17 protein-coding genes and 1 riboswitch are annotated in these 22,332 nt (G+C 47.9%); of the genes, 14 read left to right on the forward strand and 3 right to left on the reverse strand.

The genetic code is table 11. The annotated features are described in order from the left end of the window. Window positions 1-8 precede the first annotated feature (8 nt). From LC508_RS01550 to LC508_RS01595, 10 genes are all read left to right on the forward strand, one after another. A complete protein-coding gene (locus LC508_RS01550; RefSeq protein ID WP_103731844.1) occupies window positions 9-1,244 on the forward strand; it encodes a molybdopterin molybdotransferase MoeA in 1,236 nt (411 codons plus the stop codon). 3 nt (window positions 1,245-1,247) lie between these two features. Further along, window positions 1,248-2,522: an NTP transferase domain-containing protein gene (locus LC508_RS01555; protein WP_103731845.1), complete on the forward strand. Its 1,275-nt coding sequence runs from the start codon at window positions 1,248-1,250 to the stop codon at window positions 2,520-2,522. Beyond that, the gene (locus tag LC508_RS01560) at window positions 2,519-2,830 is read left to right on the forward strand and encodes a hypothetical protein (RefSeq protein WP_103731846.1); all 312 of its coding nucleotides are present in this window, start codon (window positions 2,519-2,521) and stop codon (window positions 2,828-2,830) included. Before LC508_RS01555 ends, LC508_RS01560 begins: the two co-directional genes overlap by 4 nt. A gap of 3 nt (window positions 2,831-2,833) precedes the next feature. Then, window positions 2,834-3,964 carry a molybdopterin-guanine dinucleotide biosynthesis protein B gene (mobB, locus tag LC508_RS01565; protein WP_103731847.1) on the forward strand — a complete coding sequence of 377 codons (1,131 nt, stop codon included), beginning with the start codon at window positions 2,834-2,836 and terminating at the stop codon, window positions 3,962-3,964. 90 nt (window positions 3,965-4,054) lie between these two features. Further along, a riboswitch (cyclic di-GMP riboswitch) is annotated at window positions 4,055-4,132 on the forward strand. A gap of 106 nt (window positions 4,133-4,238) precedes the next feature. Beyond that, entirely contained in the window at window positions 4,239-9,791 is a 5,553-nt protein-coding gene (locus tag LC508_RS01570; protein WP_181014440.1) for a fibronectin type III domain-containing protein, read from the forward strand. Next, window positions 9,788-11,344, forward strand: coding sequence for a hypothetical protein (locus tag LC508_RS01575; protein WP_225305296.1), 1,557 nt, complete (start codon window positions 9,788-9,790; stop codon window positions 11,342-11,344). The genes LC508_RS01570 and LC508_RS01575 overlap by 4 nt, the downstream gene beginning before the upstream one ends. 161 nt (window positions 11,345-11,505) lie before the next feature. Further along, window positions 11,506-11,880 carry a GntR family transcriptional regulator gene (locus tag LC508_RS01580; RefSeq protein WP_033143444.1) on the forward strand — a complete coding sequence of 125 codons (375 nt, stop codon included), beginning with the start codon at window positions 11,506-11,508 and terminating at the stop codon, window positions 11,878-11,880. 2 nt (window positions 11,881-11,882) lie between these two features. Further along, the gene (locus LC508_RS01585; protein ID WP_033143443.1) at window positions 11,883-12,746 is read left to right on the forward strand and encodes an ABC transporter ATP-binding protein; all 864 of its coding nucleotides are present in this window, start codon (window positions 11,883-11,885) and stop codon (window positions 12,744-12,746) included. Next, complete coding sequence (locus LC508_RS01590) at window positions 12,743-13,393, forward strand: ABC-2 transporter permease (RefSeq protein ID WP_103731849.1); 651 nt, start codon at window positions 12,743-12,745, stop codon at window positions 13,391-13,393. The genes LC508_RS01585 and LC508_RS01590 overlap by 4 nt, the downstream gene beginning before the upstream one ends. A 134-nt stretch (window positions 13,394-13,527) precedes the next feature. Beyond that, window positions 13,528-14,265, forward strand: coding sequence for a Sir2 family NAD-dependent protein deacetylase (locus LC508_RS01595; protein ID WP_033143441.1), 738 nt, complete (start codon window positions 13,528-13,530; stop codon window positions 14,263-14,265). A 526-nt stretch (window positions 14,266-14,791) separates the two neighbouring features. Here LC508_RS01595 and LC508_RS01600 read toward each other — a convergent pair. Both LC508_RS01600 and LC508_RS01605 read right to left on the reverse strand, forming a co-directional pair. Then, window positions 14,792-15,802: a GGGtGRT protein gene (locus LC508_RS01600; RefSeq protein WP_033143440.1), complete on the reverse strand. Its 1,011-nt coding sequence runs from the start codon at window positions 15,800-15,802 to the stop codon at window positions 14,792-14,794. 50 nt (window positions 15,803-15,852) lie between these two features. After that, a complete protein-coding gene (locus tag LC508_RS01605; protein ID WP_033143439.1) occupies window positions 15,853-16,545 on the reverse strand; it encodes an iron-sulfur cluster assembly scaffold protein in 693 nt (230 codons plus the stop codon). A gap of 330 nt (window positions 16,546-16,875) precedes the next feature. Between LC508_RS01605 and LC508_RS01610 the strand changes: the two genes are divergently transcribed. The 3 genes from LC508_RS01610 to LC508_RS01620 all read left to right on the forward strand — a co-directional run bounded on the left by LC508_RS01610 (window position 16,876) and on the right by LC508_RS01620 (window position 19,392). Continuing rightward, window positions 16,876-17,313, forward strand: a complete 438-nt coding sequence (locus tag LC508_RS01610) for a MarR family winged helix-turn-helix transcriptional regulator (protein ID WP_033143438.1) — start codon at window positions 16,876-16,878, stop codon at window positions 17,311-17,313. Continuing rightward, window positions 17,306-18,643 carry an MATE family efflux transporter gene (locus LC508_RS01615; RefSeq protein WP_181014397.1) on the forward strand — a complete coding sequence of 446 codons (1,338 nt, stop codon included), beginning with the start codon at window positions 17,306-17,308 and terminating at the stop codon, window positions 18,641-18,643. Before LC508_RS01610 ends, LC508_RS01615 begins: the two co-directional genes overlap by 8 nt. Window positions 18,644-18,735: 92 nt before the next feature. After that, window positions 18,736-19,392, forward strand: a complete 657-nt coding sequence (locus tag LC508_RS01620; RefSeq protein WP_054352406.1) for a lysoplasmalogenase family protein — start codon at window positions 18,736-18,738, stop codon at window positions 19,390-19,392. Window positions 19,393-19,430: 38 nt separating this feature from the next. Here LC508_RS01620 and LC508_RS01625 read toward each other — a convergent pair whose 3' ends face one another. After that, entirely contained in the window at window positions 19,431-20,597 is a 1,167-nt protein-coding gene (locus LC508_RS01625; protein ID WP_033143436.1) for a cation diffusion facilitator family transporter, read from the reverse strand. A 157-nt stretch (window positions 20,598-20,754) separates the two neighbouring features. On the opposite strand from LC508_RS01625, the gene LC508_RS01630 reads away from it, so the two are divergent. Beyond that, complete coding sequence (locus tag LC508_RS01630) at window positions 20,755-22,323, forward strand: extracellular solute-binding protein (protein WP_181014396.1); 1,569 nt, start codon at window positions 20,755-20,757, stop codon at window positions 22,321-22,323. Window positions 22,324-22,332 lie beyond the last annotated feature (9 nt).

Here is a 22,332-nt window from a genome sequence, read left to right on the forward strand (position 1 = left end):
CAACAGATATGGCACAAAACTATCCAAAGAGAATTGAAATACAGGAAGGCATAGACCTGCTTCTCTCCCATACAGAGAGAATGGAGAAGGAAAAGGTAGAGATCAATAAGGCTTACGGCAGGATTCTGGCCTGCCGGGTACTGGCCAAAGAGAATATTCCGCCCTTTGACCGCTCTCCCTATGACGGCTATGCCATCCGCTCTGCGGATGTTGCAGGTGCGGGACATGATACGCCGGTGACTCTGAAAATTATTGAGGAGGTACCGGCGGGACATGCGCCCGAAAAAGCGGTAGGGCCTATGGAGGCAGTAAAAATACTGACCGGAGCGCCTATCCCTCAGGGTGCCGATGCTGTGGTGAAATATGAAGACACTTCCTTTACTGATAAGGAAGTGTGTTTCTTTTCACCCATTGCTTCGGGGAGCAACATCGTAAAAGCAGGGGAAGATGTAAAGACAGGAGAGGTCGTCATGGAGGAGGGCGGGCATTTAAGCCCTGCGTCCGTGGGACTGCTTGCAGGTCTCGGGTATGGAGAGGTGGAAGTCTTCAAAAAACCCAGAGTCAGGATCATCAGCACAGGGGATGAGCTTCTGCCCGTATCGGAGGAGCTGAAACCCGGTAAAATAAGAAACAGCAGTGCCTACATGCTGCAGGGGTTTCTGCGGCAGTGGGGAATCACAGCAGATATCTACGGAATTGTCAGAGATGACGAGGACGCCATCAAGGATGCGCTCACCGCGTGTCTGGCCGATGCGGACTGTGTCATAACAACCGGAGGCGCATCTGTGGGGGATTATGACCTGGCCCTTTCCTCTATGGAGGGAATCGGAGCAGAGGTGCTCTTCTGGCAGGTGAGAATGAAGCCGGGAATGGCAACTCTGGCAGCGGTAAAGGACGGCAGGCTTTTATTGGGCCTTTCCGGCAATCCATCTGCAGCGGCGGCTGCTTTATTTTTGCTGGGGCTTCCCGCATTCCGCAAAATGTGCGGTAAAAAAGAATACAAAGTGCCCAGTATTCCGGTATGTCTGCCGGAGGGATTTCCAAAGAAAAGCCCGGGAGGAAGGATCATCCCCGGTATTCTGGAATTCCATCAGGGAAGAGTGTGCTTAAACACCAGGAAGAATCAGGCAAACGGTATGGTCAGCCCCTGGGGCGGCTGTAATCTCATCGGCATGATTCCAAAAGGCTCGGACGCACTTTTGCCGGGCAGCACCATTGATGCCCTTTATCTGGGGGAGGATTAGGATATGGTGAAGACAGCAGCAGGGATTCTGGCAGGAGGAAAGAGCAGCAGAATGGGAAAAAACAAGGCTTCCCTTACATGGAACGGTGACACCTTTCTGCATACGCTTATAGATGCCTGCCGGGATTTCCCTGAAATCTATGTCTCAGTGGATGACAGGGAAAAATACCGGGATCTGTCCTGTACACTGGTGGAGGATGAGGAAAAAGAATACGGACCGCTGGAGGGCATTTATCAGGTATTAAAGCAGATGGATGCACCGTATGCGGTGATGCTTGCCACAGACATGCCCATGATAAGCCGGGAATTTTTAAAGGCTCTGGTGTCAAACATTACCGGTGAGGAGGACTGCCTGGTGCTCAGAAGAGAGGGCAGGCCTCAGCCGCTGTGCAGTGTGTATGCAAAAAGTATTCTGCCTGTTGTGGAGCATATGCGCAGAAACCGGGAGCACAAGCCCGGACTTTTGTTTCAGCGGGTCAATACACGGTATCTGGATTTGGAGGAGCTGGGATTCGGAGAGGCGGTCATTGCAAATGTAAATACGCCTGAAGAATATGAACAGCTCTGTTTTCATTACGGCAGAAAGCTGCAGGAATTTGCGCCCCGTGTCAGGGAAAAACTGACACACGGAAAGGTAATGGTCTGTTACCTGGACGGATTGGGTTACCGTATGTACAAAAATGCGGCGGACAATGGCAGTGTGCCTTTTATCAGCCGTAATTTTTCCGTGCTCCCTGTGAGGACTGTGGAGCCGCCGGTGACGAATCCGGCTATGGCTACCATGATAACAGGGGAACTGCCGTATGTGCACGGGATACACTCCAGAAAGGACAGGGAAGTTCTGGTCCCCACCCTGTTTGCCGGCAGGAGTGGGGAAAATACAGCATTTTTAGAGGGGGATACCAGGATTTTGAAGACAGAACTTCTGCCCAGGCTTCATGCTGCGGCAAAGGGAAAAGGCTGCGATTATTGGATTTACCGGGATGCGTGCAAAGCGGCTTCGGAGGAAAAAGAATTTATTTTTGCCCATTTTCATGAGATTGATGATGCGGCCCATGCAGACGGCCCCTTTAGCTCTGCGTGTATGGAAAAATTAAAAGAGACAGACGGATATATAGAAGCGCTCTCCGGGATTTTTAAGGGAGAAATCTTGTTGATCAGCGATCATGGCGTGCATGAGACCGGTGACGGAGGGACCCATGGGGAGGATCCGTGTTCCAATGGTGTGTACTCCTATAACATAGAGGATATGCTGGCAGTCTGGGGTGAGCATATATGAAGATAGAAGATGGTTTGTTTGAAGGCATGACCCCTGTGAAACTCAAGGGGAAGTGTGCTGACGGAGCTGAATATTCCTATCAGGCTTTTTCGGTGAGTGAGGTACTGGGCAGTGTGACTGCGGACAGCCTTGTGGAGTTTGTGAGCGGGGACGGCAGGGATACGCTTGTTTCCGGTGAAGAAATCCTCGCGGGGGATGTATACCTTGCGCAGGATGGAGAGACATACCGTCTCGTGATTCCAAAGGATACACACCGAAGGCGCTGGTGTAAACATATAACAGAAATAGAGAGTGAGCAGGGAGGGTGACAGTTGAAAATCTGTACGATCGTAGGTGTGAGAAAGTCCGGCAAGACCACAACGGTTACCGGACTCATCAAAGAACTGAAAAAACGGGGATACCGGGTGGGAACCATAAAGAGTGTGTTCTGTCCCGAATTTACCCTGGACACTTCTGACAGTAATACGTGGAGACACAGGGAGGCGGGCGCTGATCTTGTCTGTGTAAAAGGGAAAAAAGAGACCGATATTTTACTTCCGGCGGACATAAGCGGGGATTTCTATGAGAAACTGCCTGTGGATTACCTCATACTGGAAGGAGAGTATGAACTTTGTGTGCCCAGAATCATCTGTGCACATAAGGATGCGGAGGTTTCGGAACGTTTGACAGAGGAGACGATTGCCATAGCAGGGAGACTTGCCGGGGATAAAAAAACCTATGGGGAGTTCAGAGTCTATCACTCTGTGGAAGAGATATCCGCTCTGGCAGATCTGCTGGAAACACTTCCGGATGCGGAATTTCCTTTAAAAAAGCGTCCCATGCTCCAAAAGGCAGCGGCTTTTTGCCAGTGTGGCTGCCATAAGGCAGAGAAAAAGCTGGCCGGAAAGAAAAAACTCACGGCCCATCCCTCAGAAGCACATAGAAAACATATCTTCCTGACAGGGGAAAAAGGGGCTGGCAAGAGCACACTTTTAAACCGTATTGTGGAAGAACTGGGAACAGAGCCGGTGGGTTACAGAACACTACCCTATGAGATCGGCGGTGTCCAGAAGGGATTTTACCTGCACAGCCTGGTACCTGTGGGAGAATACGAAAATGACAGTCCGATCCTAATACGGGCCGGTAAGGGAAAGAAGATATCCATACCGGAAACCTTTGAGACACTGGGCGCAGCCGTGATGAAAAAGGTGAAGGAAATGCCTGAAAAAACAGCCGTGATAGATGAACTCGGAAAGGCTGAGGCAGATGCCCCCGCCTTTCAGGAAGCATTGTTCTCCTGTCTGGATACCCAGAGTCTTGTCATCGGTGTCCTGCAGAAGAATACAGGTGCGTTTACACAGGCAGTGGCAGAACGCCCCGACGTGGAAGTGATTGAAGTTACGGAAAAGAACAGAGACGGTCTTCTGGAAGAAATCTGTAAAAAAATCAAAAATATGGAATGAAAAGACTTGACTAAAATTGTCAAAATTGATATTCTTAATATAGTGATCCTGTTTAATACATGAACAGAGTCAGAAAACGGAAATATAAAAAAAATAAAGGGGCAAAACTGTCGTAAGGCAGTGACGCAAAGCCACGGGTCCCAAGGGAGGGACAGCCGGGCTGCAGACAGTGATGGACAGGGATATTCTGTCCGTCTGTTGTCTTTAAGAAAAACGATATCCCTGGGTATCGTTTTTTTTGGCCCTGAAAGGGGAAGGAGAATAAAAATTGAAAATGAAAAAGTTATGCGCCTGGCTTCTTGTATCCGGTATGCTCCTGCAGACACCGGGGACTACTGCATCTGCCGCTATTCAGGGGCAGGATGTGGAGTCTTTTAAATCCGGTGCGCAGGCAGCATCCATGGATGTGGACAGCAGCCAGAAGATGGATGCCGGGAAGCAGAGCGAGACGCCCGGATGGCAGGCGGAAACGTTGAGGAACAGGAGCCTGCAGCAACCTGCAGAAGTGCCTGAGGGCCAGATGAAAATGCAGGGTGAACAGGCGGGAGCGCCAAAGAACGCAGAGGCTGCAGAGGAACAGATGGGAGAATCCGGAAAAGAAGGTACTACAGGAATACTGTCGGGAGAATCCGGGAAAGAGGATACTACAGGGATACTGGCAGGAGAATCCGGGAAAAAAGAGACCGCAGAGGAACAGACGGGAGAGTCCGGAAAAGCAGGGACCGCAGAGAAACAGACGGAAGAGTCCGGAAAAGCAGGGACCGCAGAGGAACAGACGGAAGCGTCCGGAAAAGAAGGGGCTGCAGGAGAACAGATGGCAGGTGATCCGGATGCGCAGAAAGGAGAAGGAGCACTGCTCTCTGAGACCGGAGCGGTGGTACAGAAAGGCCGGCTGCATCTAAGCCTGCTTTACACACTCCCATACAGTGACCCGGAAGCGCTGAACAGAGGACTGCAGGCAGTTTTAACAGGTGGCGGCCGGCAGCTTACAGCATCCTTTTCCATGCAGGAGGGTGAGGGCGTTTCTAAAAAGGCGGAGGCATCTTTTACAGATTTGGAACCCGGGCAGTACCATCTCAGTATAAGCGGAGACAGCTTTGCCTCGTATGACCAGGATGTGGAGATACAGGCCATGGAGCAGAAGATGCAGTTTCTGGATGTCTATACAGGAATGGATTTTTCTGATATGGAAAAACATCCCGGTGTTATGGGATACGGTGACGTGAACAGGGACGGCGTGATTGATGAGCAGGACAAATCGGGATTGGTCTTGGCAGTTCATCAGGAAAGTACGGACAGTATCTATGATCTGAATCAGGATCAGAGTGTTGACCTTGTGGATCTGCAGTGGCTTTCATACAGCTACGGATTTGAGAAAACGGAAGCTTATGTGTCAAGAAGTTATCTGATGGATGAAATCACAGCAGATGTGGGAGCGTCCACCCGGGTGTCGGATGGCAGTATTGAGAGTATTTTGGGCGACGGGGGAAGCGTTTCCCTGGAGCCTGCAGACGGCGGGGAGATATCAGAGGAAAATCCGGTGGAACTGCAGCTTGATCTGGAAAAACGTTCCGATATAACAGCAGGCGCGTTGGTTCTGACACCGCCGAGAGATTCCGCCAATGTCATCCGGGCAGGGTCCGTGACCGTGGAATACGATGATGAAAACGGGCAGCGGCAGACCATGGAGATTCCCATAAGCGGAGTGTCCATGTTTGCCCTCACAGCGGCACAGGCGGTCATGGAACCGGACGGTACCATAATCATCAATCTGGGAAAACAGGTTGCGATCAAGAAGGTAGTCATCAAGGTGACAGATGCCGGAGGAAGCAGTCTGGCAGATATCTCCAGGGTGGAATTTTTAAACGGAATGGAGGACAGGATTCCTGCCCCCGTGATGAATATTCCCGACAATGTAAGTACAGAGCCGGGCGATAAGAAATTCACAGTGACCTGGAACGCGCAGACAAATGTAGCCGGCTATGAAGTTATGGTGAAAAAGGACGGGAAGAGCAAAGTATATCCAACCGCTGAGAACAGTATCCTTATCACAAGCTTTGGCACAGAGAAGATGAAAAACAATGAGGAGTACACAGTTCTGGTACGTTCAGTGAACGGCGACTGGAGCAGTGCCTATTCAGAGCCGGTGACCGTGGTACCCAAGCCCTCAAAGGCGCCTGACGCTCCGGAGAATGTGAACATTTCCGGAGGATACAGAAAACTGGACATCGCCTGGAAGATGATGGAGGACACAGATTTCTACACCCTCTACTACAGGGAACAGGGCACAGAAGAATTTGAAAAGAAAGAGAATATCAAACAGAACAAATATCAGCTTACAGACTTAAAAGACGGCACAACCTATGAGATATGCCTTACGGGAACAAATGAAATGGGAACCGGCGGCAAGTCAAAAATATACGCAGGAGAGACAACGGATATCAATCCTGCAGTCACTTCCAATTACAGGCTGATCAATACGCCAAAGGAGGGCGGAGGACTGACCGCGCATATTAAATCTATTGAATATCCTTCCTCAAAACCGGAGACAGATGCAGCAGTGGCAGACAATGATTATACCACCTCCTGGAGTCTGGCATCCTGGGATGCAGGCGGATACAATGCCGGAAAGCCTTCTCCTGTCATTACCTTTGATCAGAGCTATGAGATGGACAGGCTGGTGGTAGTACCGGATGAGAAGCAGCAGTATACATATGGATATGCCAAGACAAAATATTGGGATGAAGACGGCAATGAGAAAATGATAGACGGCCATTTTACACAGAAGAAGAGTGTGAACGGCAAAGTATATTATGAATTTCAGTATTCCCAGCCATTTAAGACAAATCGGATACAGATAAACTTTGCCATGGCTTGGGCACCAGCAGACGGAAGAATCTCCATAGCAGAGATGAAGTTTTATTATTATGACAGTCTGGAAAAAGAGGTCGACGGACTGTTTGCGGATACCATGCATGTGGAGCTGCGGGAGGATGTGACCTTAAAGACCATCGAAGAGCTGGAGAAAAGGGCAGATACTCCGGATGAGGCGACAGGTGATTACCATCCGAAGCGGGAGCTGCTCCTTTCAGATCTGTCCTACGCGAAAGAACTTCTAAATGATAAAAATGCCGGCAGAGTTATGAAAGTGGACACAGCCGTGACAAAGAAAAAGGACGGTGCCCTGGGCTTTTCCGGCGGTCTGAACGCATGGCAGCCTCTCGGCATCAGTGCTCATGCCGGAGAAGAACTGGTTGTGTATGTGGGCAGAGATGACGCAGAACTGGGGGCCAACACGAACCTGAATCTCATCGCCACACAGTATCACGCGGAATCAGGAAACTGGAGCAAGGTTGTGGTCCAGAATCTGAAAAACGGAAAAAATGAAGTTACCATTCCCCAGATCGGAAGCCTGAGTGCAGAACACGGCGGTAGCCTGTATGTGGAATTTACGGGAAATAATGACGCTCTCAATATGAGCGTGCGTGTGAGCGGAGGACAGGAGATACCAAAGCTTGACATTTCAAATGCGGCAGATGAGGCGGAAGCAAAAGAAGCGGTCAGGGCGTATGTGGAGAAATTAAATGCATATGTTCCGGAAATTTCGGATCTTCACAAAAAGTTTCATGAGGGGAATAAGGAAAGCGGCTGTGACTACAGCTATGACAAAAAGAACTGCATTTTGGGAGCAACGGACATTGTACTGCATCAGATGATGTATTCCGTATCCGCGGAACAGATCTTAAACGGTATCAACAACAAGCTGAAAAACCAGGGAAAAGAAAACAGCCTGGACAACCAGACAGAAGTATTATACGAATCCTGTCAGGCCATGGAACAGATGGTGACACTGTTTTACCAGCACAAAGGACTTGGCGATTATAATGGTGACAAGACACTGGCAGCCCGGTACGGCGGCAAGAACAATCTGCCATCCAGCCGTCTGAATATCCGTTACATGAGAATGTTTTCAGGGGCATTTATGTATGCCGGCGGGCTCCATATCGGTATCGAGTGGGGCAGCGCAGCAGGACTGGCAAACAGTGTACCGGTACAGAGTGACAACGGCAGATATGTGAGCGGACAGCTATTTGGCTGGGGAATCGCCCATGAGATTGGCCATATCATCAATCAGCCATCCTATGCCATTGCGGAAATAACCAACAACTATTACTCCATTCTGGCACAGGCCAAGGAGACGAATGATTCTGTCCGTTATCAATATGCAGATGTATATAAAAAGGTCACTTCAGGGACAAAGGGCCGCGCAGAGAGCGTATTTACAAGCCTTGCCATGTATTGGCAGCTCCATCTGGCCTATGATGAGGGATATAATTTCAGGACTTATGATAACTATGAGGAGCAGTTTAATAATCTGTTCTTTGCAAGAGTGGATGCATACGCCAGAAATACGGCCATTGCGCCGGCGCCCGGAGGTGTCGCTCTCACAATTCCAAAAGATGTGGACAACACTCTGATGCGTCTTTCCTGTGCGGCAGCGGAAAAGAACCTGCTTGCATTCTTTGAGCAGTGGGGTATGACGCCGGATTCAGATACTATGGCGTACGCATCACAGTTTGAGGAGGAGACAAGAAGGATCAGCTATATTTCAGATGAAGCAAGAGCATACCGTATTGAGGGCGGAGAAAGCACGGCAGCACAGACTGCAGTAAGTGCGGATCTTTCATATGTTCCGAACTCCAACCAGGTTACGATCACGCTTTCCAATAATGCGGCTGACCAGAACTCCATGCTGGGATATGAAATATACAGAAACGGCCGGGTCATCGGGTTTGTGGAGGCGAAAGACGGTACCGTGACATTTACGGATACCATTGCGTCCATGAACAACAGAGTGTTTACTTATGAGGCAGTGGGATATGACAAGCTGCTGCAGCAGACAGAGAGGGCGGCCATAGACTCTGTGAAAATTTCCAATGACGGAAGTGTGGCGAAGGATGGATGGAAGATAACTACAAACATGACCTCATCAAGCGACCGTCAGGAGGAAGGAAATGAGGAAAATCCGGAAGGAATCACCATTTCCGGAATCAGCAGTATTTGCAACAATGACTATGCAGATGTATATACCGGAGAGGCAAAAAACCCGGAGATCGTCATCAGCTTCGGCAGAACCCTTCAGGCCGTTGCCTTTAAGGTGACAGCCGCTGACGATAAAACAGCAGTCAGGAAATTTGAAGCCTATGTAAGTCAGGACGGAAACCAGTGGACCCCTGTAAAAACAGGAACACTGTCCTATTCAGGGGATACGGCTGTTTCCTATTTTAACAAAGAGGGGGATTCCTGGCTGTATACCTACGACGCGGCTTATCTGAAGCTGAAAATCAAGGGCCAGAGTGCGGTCTCCCTGTCAGAGATAGATATTTTAGGACCTACGGGAGACAATGTAGAGCTGCTGGATAAGGGAATCGGCATCCTGGATGAAGATTACAGCTATGATGCTGAGGGCGGCAGAATACCGGCAGGCTCCCTGATCTTTACAGGGGAATATAAAGGAAATCCTTCCTATAATGTGGTAAAACTGTATGATCAGAATGGAAATATCCTGGATGGTTCCCAGTTGATCTTTGCAGAGGTTCCGGCAGAAGGGGAATTAGGTGAGGTCTCCTCCGGTACCTGGATCTACTATATGGAACCGGATCAGATTCCATCCGGTGTGACAAGCGTCAGAGCGGAATTATACAGAGTGGACGATGCGCATACAAATGAAGGGGAGCGTCTTGTGAGTGATACACTGCCTATGGAAGTGCCTGACCCGCTGCCGCCCATTCATTTGAAGGACAATCATGAGGAGGGGAACGGATGAAAAGAATGAAGAGCTTATGTATGGTCCTGATTTTGGCCCTGTTCGTGACTTATATACCCGTGCGCGCCGCAGAGCAGGATGATACAATGATCAAAATGCAGCAGAAGGATACGAGCCAGGTGGAACTGGCTCTGTACCCCAATGCAGATATGATAAAGAACCACGCAACAACACTCAGGATTCAGATGCAGATAAAGGAGACGGAAAGCGGGAGTATCCGTGATGTCCGGTTTGCTTTCTCAGAGGATTTACAGAATGATTGCAGAATCCGGGAGGCTATTTATGAAAACGGTATTCTGGACATTTATCTGTCATCATCAGGCGCCTTGTTTGAACAGGCCCGGGATGTAACAATCGGTACAATTTCAGGGACTCCCAGCAATGAAATGTTCCGGGCTTTTGTAATGCCTGTGAGCATAACGTTTGTGGACCAGAGCCATCAGATGAGATATGTGGATGAGGGAGTGCTGCAGGGGATATCTTATGAATGGGCAGTAGGGGAAAAAGTACCGGACAACCCGGATAACCCAGACAACCCGGATAACCCGGACAACCCAGATAATCCAGATCCAGACAATCCGGATAATCCAGATAACCCGGACAATCCAGACAATCCGGATAACCCAGACAATCCAGACCCGGACAACCCGGATAATCCAGATAACCCGGACAATCCAGACAACCCGGATAACCCAGACAACCCGGACAATCCGGATAACCCAGACAATCCGGATCCGGACAACCCGGACAATCCAGATAACCCAGACAACCCGAATAACCCGGACAATCCAGACAACCCGAATAACCCAGATTATCCAGATGGAATATGCACAGCTTTCACATACGAGGAACTGGAAAAAGGTCTGGCGGATACCAGTGTTACAAGCCTGATCTACAAGAGCAAAGACGGAAACGGTTTAACCCGGGAACAGCAGATGACCGTGTTCAAAAGCCTGAAAGGGACAGAAAGAACCCTTACCGTTATGGCAGAAGAGGACAACAGGCTTTTGTATTCCTGGAAATTTACCGGAACGGGAATTGCAGATCCGGATATTGCCATGGATTTTACCATTGCCCAAGAGAAAGAAAATAAAAAGGCCGGCAGCCTTATGGCCAAGGGATCAGAGAATTTATATCTGGAATTTGCCCATGAAGGAGAGCTTCCGGGACTGGCTGAAATTGAAATTTATGTAGGCAGTAGTTTTAAAGATGGACAGAATCTTTACCTGTATTATTACAATACCGAGAAGAATGCAATGGAACCGGTACAGAAGAATATTAAGGTTGTGAACGGATATGTGACAGTGCAGATAAAACATTGCTCCACCTATGTTCTCACCACAAAGCAGATCCGCAAAAGTGAGCAGTTCCCTGCAGTGATTGTGGATAAAACGGATAACACGAAAAAGACACCTGCGAAACCGGCAGCAAAGACAGCAGCCAAAACAGCTAAAACAGGAGATTCCTCCCCAGTGGAAGCAATGATTCTGCTGGCAGGACTCTCTGCGGCAGTCATGATCATTAGCCGGAGGAGCAGAAAAAAGAATATTTAAGAAAAAACAGCATCGGCATATCAATTCCTGGGCCGATGCTGTTTTTGCGTGCGGAAATTTTTTTTAGGATAGGTGTTGACAGGTGTGTATCTAATGTATATAATGAGTATATACAATAAATGATATATATACACGCGCGCACAGAAAGTTGAGAAGTAAGGATGAATATTATAATCAGCAATACAAGCGGGAAGCCCATATACGAACAGATCACGGAGCAGATAAAGCAGGCAATCATGAGAGGCCAGCTAAAGCCGGGGGAGTCACTTCCATCCATGCGCCTTCTGGCAAAAGAACTCCGCATCAGTGTGATCACCACGAAGAGAGCATATGAGGAATTAGAGAGGGATGGATTTATTTGTTCTCAGGTCGGCAAAGGCAGTTTCGTAGCGGATACAAACCATGAGCTTGTGAGAGAGGAGCAGTTAAAGGAAATAGAAGGTTTATTGGAAAAAGCTGTAGAAAAAAGCAAGATCAATGGAGTAGAACTGGAAGAATTGACAGAGATGCTTAGAATGCTCTATGAGGAGGAATAAAAATGGAAGCAGCGATCAGAATTGAAGGTCTGGTGAAAAACTATGAAAAATTCTCACTGGACCACATTAATTTAGAAATTCCAAAAGGCAGTATTGTAGGACTGGTTGGAGCAAACGGAGCCGGTAAGACCACCCTGATCAAGTGTATTCTCGGAATCATAAAAAGAGATGCCGGTGAAATCTATGTGGACGGCGAGAAACTGGAAGAAAAGAATGACAACTGGAAAAACCAGGTGGGTATGGTTCTGGCAGAAGCAAACTTCCATGAGACCATGAACGCTGTACAGATTGGCAGGATCATGGAGAACATTTTCAGCCAGTGGGATGCAGGACTGTACGAAACATATCTGAATGACTTTAAGCTGGAACATAAAAAGCTGATCAAAGATTACTCCAGAGGAATGAAAATGAAGCTGCAGATCGCAGTAGCGCTCTCTCACAGAGCCAAGATCCTTATATTTGACGAGGCAACCAGCGGCCTTGATCCTCTGGTTCGCGATGATCTGCTGGATATCCTGCTGGAATACATTCAGGATGAGGCACATACAGTGCTCCTGTCCTCGCATATTATCAGTGATTTGGAGAAGGTATCCGACTATATAGCATTTATCCAGAACGGCAGGCTGCTTTTTGTGGAGAATAAAGACGAGATCCTTTACCGCTACGGTGTGGGAAAATGTTCCAAAGAGGATTACAGCACACTGGATAAAGAAGGAATCCTGCGGTTGAAAAGAGGCGTTTTAGGCTACGAATTTTTGGTGCAGGACAGACAGGCGTTTATGCGCAGATATCCGGATATGGTAGTGGATGCTCCGGATATTGAGGATGTTCTTCTGCTGCTGGAGAAAGGTGAGGTGGTATCATGAAAGGGCTTATACTAAAAGATATATACAGTATCAGGATTACACAGAAAACATATGTACTATTATTTTTATTCCTATGTGTGTTTGGCTACTTGATGAAGAGTCCGGGATATGTGGGAACCATGTGTATTGTGGTATTTGCCACAGTGGTGCTCAGTTTGTTCAACGCGGACCAGTACTATCACTGGGACACATATGCAGCCGCACTCCCGCTGGGAAAAAGGATAATTGTACGGGCAAGATACATGCTGATTATTGTTATGACTCTCGGTCTTGCTGTATTTACAGCAATCATGACCGGAGCAACAGCGGCACTTCTGGGAATGTCTGTGTCAGAGCAGGTAATTTCCTCGGTTTCCATGTGTATGATCATCCCTATTTTTTCCGGCATAATTATTCCAGTGATATACAAACTTGGAGTTGAGAAGGGAAGAGTAATTTTTATGATGCTTTTTCTGATCCCGTTTTTAGTGCTGACGCTTTTAAAGGATTTGATACGAGGGACAGCTGTGGAAAAACTTCTGGTTAACCTTCAGCAGAATCCTAACGGACAAGTAATAATCGCAGGTATACTTTTAGCAGTAAGTATTCTGGTTTTAGCAGTATCTTACATGATTTCGATCAGGATATACAGCAATAAGGAATTCTGATTCAGAAAAGAACCTGGTTTGCCCTGCATTGTCATACAGACGTGATAATTGTTTTCTTGACTTTAAAATTATACAGTGATACATTATTCTTAGTGTAAAAAACTGGATAAGTAAAAGTACGGAGGAGTGGGAAAATGTCACAGGAAGAAAAGCTGCTGCGGGCAAAAAAAGTGATTGAAAACAGCAGGTATCTGGTATGTCTGCTGGGAATGCGGGTGAGCAGCCAGTGCGGATGCACAAACTGGAGATCAGACCAGGATGCGTATGATATTGAAACCAGATACGGATGTTCCCCTGAGGAAATGTTCAGTGCTGAGTTCTATAATACGAGAGTGACGCAGTTTTATGACTTTTACAAACGGGAAATCCTCAGCAAAAGAGGAAGAATCAATGAAGGTATGAAGACTCTGAAGCGTTTGGAGGACAGGGGAATCCTGCAGGCTGTCATTACCCGTGATATCTACTCCCTGCCGAAAAGGGCAGGATGCAAAAAGGTCCTGGAGATCCACGGAAGCATTTACCGGAATGTATGTCCGAAATGCAGAACGAAATACCCCATGAAAGCAGTGGCAGAGTGTGCAGGAACTCCCAAATGTACCAAATGCGGCACAACCATCCGCCCGGAGGTATGCCTGCGGGGAGAAATGGTGAATAACGCACTTCTGACCCGTGCGGTTGACGAGGTGGGAATGGCAGATACCCTGCTGCTTCTGGGATGCAGCATGCATTCGCAGCTTGCAAAGACATATGTAAAATATTTTGAGGGGGATAAGGTAATCCTCATCAACGACCAGGATCACTATGCGGATACGGCAGCCGATCTTGTAATTGATGGTAAGGCCATGGATATTATGAGCAAATTGGGATTGTAAAAGAGAAAAGGCTTGCATATGCAGGCCTTTCATACTGTAGACCCCCGGCTGGCAGCCGGGGGTCTTTTTTTAATGGAAATATACAATAAATATTATTTTGCCATATGTAATATTGCTGAATTTTCAGGAATGGGGTGAGAAACGGTGGACAGCAAGTTGTTAAGAAGATATAATTAGATTGCTGTTGACTCTTTCCAGCAGGAAGGAGGTGGCATAATGCACTACATAGATTCATTTTTTATTTTTGTCATGGCGGGTATAGTTTGTTACTATATTAGTAAATGGTTAGACAGAAAAAAATAACAACAGCTAGCCTGGGTTATCCTACCCTATAAAGGAAAAAGAAACCCCAGGAAGATAGCGCTTCCTGGGGTTTCGCTTTTGTGACATAACACACATAGATTCATTTTCTGTTATTTTTATATTAAACTAGAATAACTTAAATGTCAAGAAATACATATAATGTTTTTTGGCAAAACCATAAAATGGGGTTTGACTTTGCAAAATCTTGCTTATAAAGGTTTTCTTAGAATTTACCTTCTTTAGCCGCTTCCTCAACAGCCACAGCCACAGCCACAGTCATACCAACCATCGGGTTGTTGCCTGCGCCAATCAGGCCCATCATCTCAACGTGAGCCGGAACAGAAGAAGAACCGGCGAACTGTGCGTCAGAGTGCATACGTCCTAATGTATCAGTCATACCGTAGGAAGCAGGACCTGCTGCCATGTTGTCCGGATGCAGGGTACGTCCTGTACCGCCGCCGGAAGCAACGGAGAAGTATTTTTTGCCGGCTTCGATACGCTCTTTTTTGTAGGTACCTGCAACCGGGTGCTGGAATCTGGTCGGGTTGGTGGAGTTACCTGTGATGGAAACGTCAACGTCTTCCTTCCACATGATAGCAACACCTTCACGTACATCGTTAGCGCCGTAGCAGTTAACTTTTGCACGAAGTCCCTCAGAGTAAGATTTTCTGAATACTTCTTTTAATTCGCCTGTAGCATAGTCGTATTCTGTCTCTACATATGTAAATCCGTTGATACGTGCGATGATCTGTGCAGCGTCTTTTCCAAGACCGTTTAAGATAACGCGCAGAGGCTCTTTGCGGACTTTGTTTGCTTTCTCAGCGATACCGATAGCACCCTCAGCAGCAGCAAAGGATTCGTGGCCGGCCAGGAATGCGAAGCACTGAGTATCCTCTTCCAGAAGCATTTTTCCTAAGTTTCCGTGTCCGAGACCTACTTTACGCTGGTCAGCAACAGAACCCGGGATACAGAAAGCCTGAAGTCCTTCACCGATAGCAGCAGCAGCGTCAGAAGCTTTTTTGCAGCCTTTTTTGATCGCAATGGCAGCACCTACGGTGTATGCCCATTTTGCATTCTCAAAGCAGATCGGCTGGATGCCTTCTACCATTTTGTAAACATCGAGACCTGCAGCTTTTGTTACTTCTGCAGCTTCTTCGATGGTGTTAATGCCGTATTTATTCAGAGCAGCAAGAACTTGTTTTTCTCTTCTTTCATATGATTCAAATAAAGCCATTAATTTATCCTCCTATTCTTTCTATGACAGATGTTGCAGTGTATGTATAATTATTCTTTTCTCGGGTCAATGATCTTCACTGCATCGTCAACGCGGCCGTACTGTCCCTGAGCTTTTTCATATGCTGTGTTTACATCATCGCCTGCTTTGATGAAGTCCATCATTTTTCCGAAGCTGATGAATTTGTAGCCGATGATCTCATCCTCTTCATTTAAAGCGATACCAGTAACGTAACCGTCTGTCATTTCCAGATAACGAGGTCCTTTTTTCAGGGTACCGTACATAGTACCGATCTGAGAACGAAGACCTTTTCCTAAATCCTCCAGACCTGCACCGATAGGAAGTCCGTCTTCAGAGAATGCACTCTGGGTTCTTCCGTATACAATCTGTAAGAATAATTCTCTCATAGCAGTATTGATAGCATCACATACAAGGTCAGTATTCAGAGCTTCCAAAATGGTTCTTCCTGGTAAAATCTCAGATGCCATAGCTGCAGAGTGAGTCATACCGGAACATCCGATCGTCTCAACCAGTGCCTCCTGGATTACGCCATCCTTTACATTCAATGTTAATTTACAGGTACCCTGCTGCGGTGCACACCAGCCAATACCGTGTGTTAAACCGGAGATGTCCTTAATTTCTTTTGCCTGTACCCATTTTGCTTCTTCCGGGATTGGAGCTGCGCCGTGGTTAACACCCTGATGTACCTGACACATTGTTTCTACTTCGTGTGAATAAATCATTTTAAAACTCCTTTCAAGAATATATTTACTTCAAGTGCGTTAGAAATTTAACGTCCTATTCCAATTCATTTTCTCACAAAGTGACAAAAAAATCCAGAGTTATTTTTTAAAAAAGTAAAATTAAAAGCGGTCTGTCCCTGTAAATGGTAAAATATGGCGGGACACAGTTTTTCACAAATCAAAAATATGTTCTTTTCGATTCATTTAAGGTTGATTATGTACACTAAAATCCCAACATTTGTTGTTTCGGTTGACAAAGCCAATTGCTCCTGTTAATATAGTTAAGTAAATTTAATTAAATTAGCAAAACCAATAAGCGGGAGGATGCATATGGATCTTGTAAAAGAAATCAATGATTTCTACTATCACATGGCTCTGTACGAGCTGCAGGTGATGAATGGAAATGATTATTATAACGGGCTTTCCTACAACAGCCTTTTGTACATCAATGTGATGGAACAGATGGAGGAGTGCACAGTCAGCAAGATGGCCGATGTGCTGAAGATCACAAAATCCGCCGTGACCCTGAAGATCAATGAACTGGTAAAACAGGGCGTGGTGGTAAAAAAACAGAGCGAAAAAGACAAGCGGGTCTATTTTCTGGAGTTAAGCCCCCATATGGAGCAGATCGTGGGAGTATATGACCAGGTATTTTATAAAATAGAGAGGGAATTAAAAGAGAAATATCCGCAGGAGCAGTTAGAGATGTTCGGGGATGTGCTGAAGACCATCAGCGGATACCAGTGGAGGGATATGCAGGATGATTGATCAGGGACTGGAAAGAAAAATAACGGTTCCCTCTATCCTGAAATTCGCTCTTCCCTCCATGGTCATGATGGTCGTTATGTCCCTGTATACCGTGGTGGACGGTATGTTTGTGTCAAGGCTTGTGGGCACGGACGCTTTCTCTGCCGTGAATATCGTATATCCTCTGCTCAGCTTTGTGATCGCTCTGGGGACCATGTTCGGCACCGGCATCACTGCCATTGTGTCAAGAAAGCTGGGAGAGGGAAAGCAGCGGGAGGCCAATGAAAACGTAACGTTTATCACTCTGTTTGCCGTGGGGCTGGGCATTGTGATCACGGTTCTCTCCTTTATATTCCTGGAAAGGCTCATTTACATGCTGGGTGCGGATGAGGATATCTACGCATACTGCTATGCCTATGCCTTTCCCCTGCTTTTCTTTCAGCCGGCCAATATACTGCAGCTGGAGTTCCAGAGCCTCTTTGTGGCAAACGGAAAACCACATATCGGCCTTACCGTCACAGTGGCGGGCGGACTGGCCAATGTGATACTGGATTATGTCTTCATCGGTGTGTTCCACATGGGTATTGCCGGTGCAGCGGTGGCTACGGGAATCGGCTACTGCATTCCTGCATTTTTCAGTGTTTTTTACTTTACATTTAACCGGAAGGCGCAGCTTCATTTTGTAAAGCCAAAGGCAGACTGGAGGGTACTGCTTACATCCATGACAAACGGCTCCTCAGAGATGGTGAGCAATCTGTCAGGAAGTATCACAACCTTCCTGTTCAACATAATCATGATGCGTCTTGTGGGAAATGAAGGTGTCGCAGCAATATCCATTCTGCTGTATCTGGACTTTGTGCTGATCGCCATAAGCCTTGGGTATTCCATGGGAGTGGCACCGCTGTTCAGTTATAATTACGGCGGGGGAAATGTGGCGAAACTACGAAAATTATATAAGATCAGCATCGGATTCTGTATGGGTGTGGGTGCGGTGATGACAGTGGGAACCCTGCTGTTTTCCGGAAATCTGGCCGCTGTTTTTGCCCGGCGCGGCAGTCAGGTCTATGAACTTGCCACTGCGGGACTTTTGGTTTATGCGTTTGGGTATCTGTTCAAGGGATTTAATATCTTCAGCTCAGCTATGTTTACCGCCTTTGGGGATGGGAAGGTTTCGGCAGTCCTGTCTTTTATGCGGACGCTGGTGTTTCTTGTCATCTTTTTGATCGGATTTTCCGTACTGTTCGGTGTGAACGGAGTCTGGAGTGCGTCCGTGGCGGCAGAGCTTATGGCATTTGCCCTGGCTGTGTTCTATACCGTTAAAAAAAGATCCGTATATCACTACCTTCCCTGAGCGGGAATGATGGACGCGGATACGCGAATATAGTATAATGAAGATACGAAAATTCCGGAGTCCGTGAAGAGACCGGGGAAGGCGGTGCGTGCTTGAAGGGATGGGAAATGCTTCTTCTGCCGGCAGCGGCAGTGCTGATGGTTTTTTTGGGAACCACATATGTGAGAAAAAAACATGAAACAGGCAGAAAGGAGATCGGATACAAAGTCTCTGCCACACTGATGGCTGTGCTTCCGGCGCTTTACCTGGCAATTCGGGAGCAGAACCGAGTCTCCCTGCTCATAGCAGCGGGAACGCTCTGCTGCATGGCTGCCGATGCGCTTTTGGAGGTACAGTTTGTGACAGGTGCCGCCGTGTTTGCTGCGGCTCATCTGTTCTTTATCGCGGGGATGCTGTGCCTGGTATCACCGGGTCTGTTTACGCTGGTATTGTTTGCCTGTGTGTACGCAGTACTCTTTGCCATACTCAGGCCGTATATCAGAAAACTTGGGAAGCTGGCGGTTTTGGGGGCGCTGTATGTGGCGTTTCTCTGTGCCATGTTTTCCATGGCGGGGACTGTGTTTTTTGAAAATCCGGGGCTGTCCGGCGGGGCTGCGGCTCTTGGCGGGGCCGCGTTTGTCGCATCGGATACCATACTGGCTGTGAATCTCATAGGGGAGAAGAACAGCAGAAAATTAGATAAAATACTTCTGGTTTTGTATTACAGCGCGGTTTACCTGCTGGCTGTGTGCAGATATTTACCGGGATGAAAAAAGGAGGAAGGCTGTGTGCAGCTTTCCTCCTTTTTTCAGCTGTAACTGTGGTCCACCTGGATCACTGCGTAGTAGCAGCCCCGGAGCCCGCGGATCTGGTCTTTGACCTTGTTTACCACGTCCACTTCAGTCATGGAGAAGTCATGGGGAATGACCAGGTCGAAGATCAGATTGGAATGGGTGGGGCCTTCCACCACACGAAAATCATGCATATTCAGCCGGGGTGAGATTTCGGCGAGGATGCGGTTCACCTCCGCCTTCAGTTGATTGATATGGACATTGTCTGTGACTACCGGGTCCATATGTATGGTGGCGGAACAGTGCAGCTTTTCCTGAAGCTCCTTCTCAATGTTGTCTATCTCGTCGTGAATCTGTAAAATGTCACCGCTTGCGGGCACCTCCGCGTGCAGAGATATCATCAGTCTGCCCGGTCCGTAGTCGTGGACAATCAGGTCATGGATGCCCTGGACTGTGGGATGGGCTGTGACAAGAGATTCTATGCTTTTTACAAAGTCTTCCTTGGGCGGTTGTCCCAGAAGCGGGTTCATGGTCTCTCTCAGAGCCTGGATGCCGGTGTAGAAGATAAAGAGTCCAACCAGAATACCGCACCATCCGTCAATGAGGATACCCGTATACCGCCCCACCAGTGTGGCTGCCAGGACAACGGCCGTGGATACGGTATCACTGAGGGAATCCGCAGCCGTGGCGGACATGGCCGCGCTGTCCAGTTTTCTGCTCAGGGCCTTATTATAGTATGCCATGTACATTTTTACCAGGATAGAGGCGCAGAGGATGGCAAGGACCAGAGGACTGCTGTCCACCGGGGCGGGGTTTCTGAGCTTCTCAAAGGATGACTTCACCAGCTCAAAGGCCATGATCAGTACAGCGATTGACACAAAAAGGCCGGATATATACTCAATCCTGCCGTGTCCGAAGGGGTGTTCCGGGTCCGGCTTCTGGCCTGACATCTTAAAACCGATCAGGGTGATGACAGAGGAACCGGCGTCCGAGAGGTTGTTGAAGGCATCGGCCGTGATGGCAATGGAACCGCTGAGCATACCGGCCGCAAATTTTCCGGCAAACAGTACAAGGTTGAGAAAAATCCCCACCGCACCGCTTAAAATACCATATGCCTGGCGCACCCGGGGCATGGCAGTGTTTTTATAATCCTTGATAAACAGACGTGATAATAACTGAATCATATAGCTCCCTCCAAATATTGGTTTTGTGAAATTCTCTGTTTATTTTATACGAAAGTTTGGAAAGACGCAAGAAAGCAGGAAAAAGATTTACATTCTCGGGTGCGAATGATATGATAAAAAGGAATAAAATTGCAGATAACACAGGGGGGAAATACATATGAAAAAGAGAATGAGATATATCTGCTGCCTGATGCTGGCAGCTTCCCTGACTGCCGGACTTCTGGCAGGATGCGGAAATGATACGGCCGGTACGAAGGATAAAAGCACAACAGAGGATAAAGCGCAGACAAAAGAAAAGGAACAGGACAGCCAGGAGAAAACCGGAGAAGGGGAGCAAGAGGATGCAGTGAAGTTGAATCCCGACAAACCGCTCTCCATCACGATCTGGCATTATTATAACGGTGCCCAGCAGGTGGCGTTTGACGAGCTTGTCAATGAATTCAACGAGACGGTTGGAAAAGAAAAGGGTATTTTTGTGAAAGGCTACAGCCAGGGAAATGTGAATGAACTGGAAGACGCAGTGATGGCCTCCATGAACGAGGAGGTGGGGTCTGAGGAAATGCCAAATATTTTCTCAGCCTATGCGGATGCCGCCTATACGGTGGACAAAAGGGGAAAGCTTGCGGATATCTCAGCCTACATGTCAGAGGAGGAACTGGATTCCTATGTGGATTCTTATATAGAGGAGGGAAGAATCGGGAAAGGCAATACGCTCCGCATTTTCCCCACAGCGAAATCCAGTGAGATCTTTATGATGAATAAGACAGACTGGGACAAATTTGCGGAGGCATCCGGCGCCTCCCTGGATGACCTCTCCACCCTGGAAGGGGTGACGGAGACGGCGCAGAAATATTACGAGTGGACAGATTCCCTGACCCCGGACGTGCCGGAGGACGGCAAGGCTTTCTATGGAAGAGATTCGGTTGCCAACCTCTTTGTCATCGGTTCCAAGCAGTTCGGCCAGGATATCTTCCGGGTGGAGGACGGCAAAGCTTCCGTTTCGGCGGACCGGGAAACCATGAAAAGAATCTGGGATAACTTCTATGTGCCCTTTGTGAAGGGATATTTTACGGCGTACGGAAAATTCCGTTCAGACGATGTGAAGATCGGCGAGATCCTGGCATTTACAGGCTCCTCCACGGCGTCCATGTATTTTCCGGACGAGGTGGAGCAGGAAGACAGTGCCTACCCTATAGATTATGTGGTCCTGCCTGCACCCTCCTTTGCAGAGGGAGAGAATTATATTGTGCAGCAGGGAGCCGGAATGGTGGTCACAGAGACCACAAAGGAAGAGGAATACGCCTCCGTATTGTTTTTAAAATGGTTCACAGAGTCAGAGAACAACATCCGTTTCAGCTGCGCTTCCGGCTATCTTCCGGTGAAGAAAGAGGCAAACAGTCTGGGGGCGGTTGACAAGGTAGTGAAAGAACAGGGACTGGAAATCCCGGATAAGACCTATGATGTCCTGGACAGCCTGTTCGGCACGCTTGAGACAGCAGTGCCTTATACCACCAAGGCGTTTGAACACGGAACCGAGGCCAGGAAAGTTCTGGAATACAATCTGGCTGACAAGGCGGCAGAGGACAGAGCAGCTGTACAGGAGCTGATCGCCCAGGGGCAGACGCTTGAGGAAGCCTGTGCCTCATATATATCGGAGGAATCCTTCCAGAACTGGTATAACGACTTTGTGGCAGCTTTGCAGAATACCATGAATAAAGCAGAATGAGGCGGAATA

Origin of the sequence: Blautia parvula (assembly GCF_020215665.1) — a bacterium.
Classification (GTDB): Bacteria; Bacillota; Clostridia; order Lachnospirales; family Lachnospiraceae; genus Blautia; species Blautia celeris.

Excerpts from the sequence above, each read along its gene's own strand:
- LC508_RS01550 (WP_103731844.1), top strand. The coding sequence starts at position 9 with ATGGCACAAAACTATCCAAAGAGAATTGAAATACAGGAAGGCATAGAC.
- LC508_RS01610 (WP_033143438.1), top strand. The coding sequence starts at position 16,876 with ATGGATCTTGTAAAAGAAATCAATGATTTCTACTATCACATGGCTCTG.
- LC508_RS01630 (WP_181014396.1), top strand. The coding sequence starts at position 20,755 with ATGAAAAAGAGAATGAGATATATCTGCTGCCTGATGCTGGCAGCTTCC.
- LC508_RS01615 (WP_181014397.1), top strand. The coding sequence starts at position 17,306 with ATGATTGATCAGGGACTGGAAAGAAAAATAACGGTTCCCTCTATCCTG.
- LC508_RS01605 (WP_033143439.1), bottom strand. The coding sequence starts at position 16,545 with ATGATTTATTCACACGAAGTAGAAACAATGTGTCAGGTACATCAGGGT.
- LC508_RS01595 (WP_033143441.1), top strand. The coding sequence starts at position 13,528 with ATGTCACAGGAAGAAAAGCTGCTGCGGGCAAAAAAAGTGATTGAAAAC.
- LC508_RS01600 (WP_033143440.1), bottom strand. The coding sequence starts at position 15,802 with ATGGCTTTATTTGAATCATATGAAAGAAGAGAAAAACAAGTTCTTGCT.
- LC508_RS01560 (WP_103731846.1), top strand. The coding sequence starts at position 2,519 with ATGAAGATAGAAGATGGTTTGTTTGAAGGCATGACCCCTGTGAAACTC.
- LC508_RS01555 (WP_103731845.1), top strand. The coding sequence starts at position 1,248 with ATGGTGAAGACAGCAGCAGGGATTCTGGCAGGAGGAAAGAGCAGCAGA.
- LC508_RS01570 (WP_181014440.1), top strand. The coding sequence starts at position 4,239 with ATGAAAAAGTTATGCGCCTGGCTTCTTGTATCCGGTATGCTCCTGCAG.
- LC508_RS01585 (WP_033143443.1), top strand. The coding sequence starts at position 11,883 with ATGGAAGCAGCGATCAGAATTGAAGGTCTGGTGAAAAACTATGAAAAA.
- LC508_RS01580 (WP_033143444.1), top strand. The coding sequence starts at position 11,506 with ATGAATATTATAATCAGCAATACAAGCGGGAAGCCCATATACGAACAG.
- LC508_RS01590 (WP_103731849.1), top strand. The coding sequence starts at position 12,743 with ATGAAAGGGCTTATACTAAAAGATATATACAGTATCAGGATTACACAG.
- LC508_RS01575 (WP_225305296.1), top strand. The coding sequence starts at position 9,788 with ATGAAAAGAATGAAGAGCTTATGTATGGTCCTGATTTTGGCCCTGTTC.
- LC508_RS01625 (WP_033143436.1), bottom strand. The coding sequence starts at position 20,597 with ATGATTCAGTTATTATCACGTCTGTTTATCAAGGATTATAAAAACACT.